This window comes from Bradyrhizobium sp. MI1.10 (genome assembly GCF_055811035.1).
The window spans coordinates 1-237 of record NZ_JBVVPN010000194.1; the positions used below are offsets into that span (position 1 = coordinate 1).

The following is a 237-nucleotide window of genomic DNA, read 5'->3' on the forward strand; positions in this document are numbered from 1 at the left end:
GGCGCGATCCCGCCAAGCTGTCGGCGCGAGCCAGGCAGGACGCCGCGCTGAAGATCGAGGTTCGGCGCGTCTTCGATGAGAACTTCTCCGTCTACGGCGCGCGCAAGGTGTGGCGGCAGCTCAAGTGAGAAGGCTTCGATGTTGCTCGTTGCACGGTGTCGCGATTGATGCAGGACATGGGTTTGCAGGGGGTTATCCGCGGCAAACCGGTTAAGACCACGATCAGCGACAAGGCCG

1 pseudogene is annotated in these 237 nt (G+C 62.9%); it reads left to right on the plus strand.

Annotated elements, in window-relative coordinates:
• Positions 1-237 (plus strand): annotated as a pseudogene (locus tag AC0L3K_RS40865) (IS3 family transposase); the annotation flags it as partial.